The sequence below is a fragment of the Mesorhizobium sp. M7A.F.Ca.CA.002.05.1.1 genome (genome assembly GCF_003998335.1).
Lineage (GTDB): Bacteria > Pseudomonadota > Alphaproteobacteria > Rhizobiales > Rhizobiaceae > Mesorhizobium.
This window is the reverse complement of the sequence record NZ_RZQI01000496.1, coordinates 1-4448: the sequence shown is the minus strand read 5'-3', so window position 1 is coordinate 4448 and position 4448 is coordinate 1. Positions and strand designations below refer to the sequence as shown.

3 protein-coding genes are annotated in these 4448 nt (G+C 64.9%); all 3 read left to right on the top strand.

The window, feature by feature from the left end; all coding sequences use genetic code 11:
- The coding region (locus tag EN939_RS22460) for a CGNR zinc finger domain-containing protein (protein WP_206528318.1) at positions 1-309 on the top strand (309 nt) is incomplete at its 5' end.
- A complete protein-coding gene (locus EN939_RS22455) occupies positions 302-838 on the top strand; it encodes a hypothetical protein (protein ID WP_127269757.1) in 537 nt (178 codons plus the stop codon). The genes EN939_RS22460 and EN939_RS22455, both read left to right, overlap by 8 nt.
- Positions 839-1057: 219 nt before the next feature.
- The coding region (locus tag EN939_RS22450; RefSeq protein ID WP_164751146.1) for an indolepyruvate ferredoxin oxidoreductase family protein at positions 1058-4448 on the top strand (3391 nt) is incomplete at its 3' end.

The window sequence follows — 4448 nt, the reverse complement described above, 5'->3', positions numbered from 1 at the left end:
TTCCTGAGAGCCTGCGCCGATGGCCTTGCCGGCAGCCGGACCGAGATCGGTGCGCCGGGGAGGCCGTTCGGTGATCCCCTGACGCCGATCGCTTTCGAGGCGGCACTGGCGGTTTTGGCGTTGTCGCTTCTGCGTGACGACACCGTCGCGAGGCTGAGGATCTGTCCCAATTGCACCTGGCTGTTCGTCGACAGAAGCCGCAATTCCAGCCGCCTTTGGTGCGACATGGCGGTGTGTGGCAACAGGCAGAAGGCAAGCCGTCACTATCGTCGCCGTCGCATGGCGGAAAATGAGGTCAGGAATGCGTAGCGGCCTTTCCCGTTCGATCCTTGTCGGCGTGGCACTCATCGCGGCCGTTGCGCTGGGCGCCTGCCGCGATACCGGCAATGACGAAGGCAAGCTGTTCGAGATTTCCGGCAAGATATTCGTCTTCAACTACCGCCTCGCAAGGGCGACTTATGTCGTGACCCTGCGGCCGCTGAAGCCGATGGGAGAGGGCCAGGTCGCGGTCGCCAGCTTCCAGGATCCCGCCGGCGGCGCGCCTCTGGTGGTCGAGCAGAAGGTCTGGCCGAAGCTCGACAAGGTGACGCTGGAGAGCCCGGCACTGACCTGCGTCGTCAAGAACAAGCCCTATGCGATTGCCATCAGCATCAAAGGCGCCGACGGCGCGGTCCTGCAGAAGATCGACACCACGCTGATGTCGACGGAAGACCAGTCGATCCTGCCCGACCGGCCGCTGGTCATCGACCAGCTCTACACCGCCAATCCCGATCTCGTCGGCCATCCCGACGGCAAGCTGCCGGGCGAACCGAAGCCGGATTGCTCGAAGGGCGGCTGACGCGTCGCGGCCATCCGGGCCGCAGCTGAAATTTTCGTGCGCCGGGCAATATCCGCGGACCGGTTTCATACCCGATTCAGGATGGACGCGGACTGTTCGGTGCGCGTTGCCTGGCATCTGCGATTTTGTTTGACCTGCCTTGCAAGGGGAGAAAGGATGCGTCATCCGACCCCGACGTTGGCTGCCTGCCCCGCGTGGCCTCCGCAGAGGAAATGCCTGATGACGCTGCACGACGTCGCGCTCGACGACAAGTTCGATCTCGCAAAGGAGCGCATCTTCCTGTCCGGCGCGCAGGCGGTCATCCGCATGCTGCTGATGCAGCGCGAGCGTGATCGCCGCGCCGGCCTGAACACGGCCGGTTTCGTCTCCGGCTATCGCGGTTCGCCGCTCGGCGGCCTCGACATGCAGCTTTGGAAGGCGAAGAAACAGCTCGCCCAGGCTGACATCGTCTTCCAGCCGGGTCTCAACGAGGAGCTTGCCGCCACCGCTTGCTGGGGAACGCAGCAGACGGAACTGCTGGGCGAGGGCACTCATGACGGCGTCTTTTCGGTCTGGTACGGCAAGGGACCGGGTGTCGATCGCTCAGGCGACGTGTTCCGCCACGCCAACCTCGCCGGATCGTCGAAGCATGGCGGCGTGCTTGCGCTGATGGGCGATGACCATATGGCCGAATCCTCGACCAATGCGCACGCCACCGAATTCCTGTTCGTCGACACGATGGTGCCGATCCTCAATCCCGCCGGTGTCCAGGAGATCATCGATTACGGGCTCTACGGCTTTGCCATGTCGCGCTTTGCCGGTACCTGGGCGGCGATCAAATGCGTCAAGGACAACATCGAATCGACGGCCTCGGTCGATGCCTCGCTCGAGCGGCTGAACATCGTCGTGCCGGATTTCGACATGCCATCAGGCGGTCTCAACATTCGCCACGAGATCGATATGCTCGGTCAGGAGGAGCGGCTGCATGAGCACAAGCGCGCCGCGGCTTCCGCCTTCATCCTTGCCAACGGGCTGAACCGCATCGTCTATTCGGGCGGCCGCAACCCGAAGATCGGCATCATCACGCTGGGCAAGAGCTATCTCGATGTCCGTCAGGCGCTGGAGGACATCGGCATCGACGAGGCGGCCGCCAACCGCATCGGCGTGCGGCTGTTCAAGGTCGGCTGCCCCTGGCCGCTCGACCTGCATCACATCGCCGATTTCGCCCGCGGCCTCGACACCATTGTCGTCGTCGAGGAGAAGCGCTCGCTGATCGAAGTGCAGCTGCGCGAAAGCCTTTATGGCACTGCCACCCAACCGGTCATTATCGGCAAGAAGGACGAGCGCGGCGACTGGCTGTTTCCGGCCAAGGGCGCGCTCGATCCCAACGAGATCGCCATTGCGCTTGGCGAGAGGATCGTCAGGACCATCGGCCCGTCCGAAGAGATTTCGGCGCGGGTGGCGAAGCTGCGCCAGTTCCAGGCAATGCTCACCGAGGCCACCGACATCGGCTCGCGCACACCGTTCTTCTGTTCCGGTTGCCCGCATAATTCGTCCACCAAGGTGCCGGACGGCTCTATCGCCGCGGCCGGCATCGGCTGCCACTTCATGGCGCTGTGGATGGACCGCAACACCGTCGGTTTCACGGCCATGGGCGGCGAGGGCGCGCAATGGGTCGGCCAGGCGCCGTTCTCCAAGCGCGAGCACATCTTCCAGAATCTCGGCGATGGCACCTACAACCATTCCGGTACGCTGGCGATCCGCTTCGCGCTGTCGAGCGATGCCAACATCACCTACAAGATACTCTACAATGACGCCGTCGCCATGACCGGCGGCCAGCCGCACGAAGGCGGCCTGACCGTCGACATGATCGCCAGGCAGGTGCGCGCCGAAGGCGTCGACCGAATCGCCATCGTCACAGATGAGCCCGGCAAATATGCCGGCAAGGCCGAATTCCCGGCCGGCGCCACCATCCATCACCGCGACGACCTCGATCTCGTCCAGCGCGAGCTGCGCGATGTCAAAGGCGTCTCCGTGCTGCTCTACGACCAGACCTGCGCCGCCGAAAAACGCCGCCGCCGCAAGCGCGGCACCTTCCCCGATCCCGACAAGCGGGTCTTCATCAACGAGCTGGTCTGCGAGGGCTGCGGCGATTGCGGCGTGCAGTCGAACTGCGTCTCGATCCAGCCGGTCGAGACCGAATTCGGCCGCAAGCGCAAGATCGACCAGTCGAGCTGCAACAAGGATTTCTCCTGCGTCAACGGCTTCTGCCCCTCCTTCGTCACTGTGCACGGCGCCAAGATCCGCAAGGCCGAGGGCCTTGCCGGCAAGGCCGATCCGCTGGAAGGCGTGCCCGTGCCGGCGCAATTCCCGCTTGGCGAGCAGGGCTGGGCGGCGATCATCGACGGCGTCGGCGGCACCGGCGTCGTCACCGTCGGTGCGGTGCTCGGCATGGCGGCGCATCTCGAGGACAAAGGCTGCGGCATGATCGACATGGCCGGCCTCGCCCAGAAGGGTGGCTCGGTGTTCACGCATGTCCGCATCGCCCGCACGCCGGACGACATCCATGCCATCCGCGTCTCGGCCGGCAAGGCCGATCTGGTGCTTGGCTGCGATCTCGTCGTTTCGGGCGCCAAGAAGGTGCTGACCGCAGTGCGCGAGGGCCACACCATCTTCGTCGCCAACACCGCCGAGATCATGCCTGGCGAATTTGCCCGCTCGGCGGATTTCTCGTTGCCGATAGGCCGCCTGAAGAAGGCGATCCGCGCGGCCGCGGGCGACGACAAGGCGCATTTCTTCGACGCCACCCGCACCGCCACGGCACTTTTCGGCAATTCGCTCGGCGCCAACATGTTCATGCTCGGCTTTGCCTTCCAGCATGGCGGCCTGCCGCTGTCCGCCGAGGCGGTCGAGAAGGCGATCGAGCTCAATGGCGAAGCCGTGGCGATGAACGTTGCCGCGTTCCGCTGGGGACGTCGCGCTGCCCATCAGCCGGAATTCGTGCGCGGCCTCGTTGCCCAGCCGGGTCCAGCCGTCGCTGGAAAGGCCGGCCCGGGCACGGATGTCGCCGAGACACTGGACGATATCATCGCCCGCCGCGTCGCCTTCCTGACAGCCTATCAGAACGCCCCCTATGGCAGGCGTTATGCCGAAAAACTGGCCGTTTTGCGCGCCGCCGAAGCGAAGGCCATACCTGGGTCGACCACGGTGTCGCAGGCCGCCGCCAGGAACCTGTTCAAGCTGATGGCGATCAAGGACGAATACGAGGTGGCGCGTCTTTACACGGACGGCTCTTTCGCCGCCGAACTGGGCAAGCAGTTCCAGAGCTACGAAAGGCTCGAATTCCACCTCGCGCCGCCGATCATGGGCCGTCGCGGCAATGACGGAAGCCCTAGGAAATCCAGCTTCGGCCCGTGGATGATGAAGGGTTTTCGCCTGCTGTCGGCGATGAAGGGCCTGCGCGGCACCGCCTTCGACCTGTTCGGCTACACCGCCGAACGGCGCATGGAGCGGCGGCTGCTGGCGCAGTATGAGGCGGATCTGGAGCTCATCGCCGGATCGCTGGCCCCGGCCAGGGTCGATGCGGCGGTTGCGCTGGCCTCGGTGCCGGCCCTGATTCGCGGCTATGGCC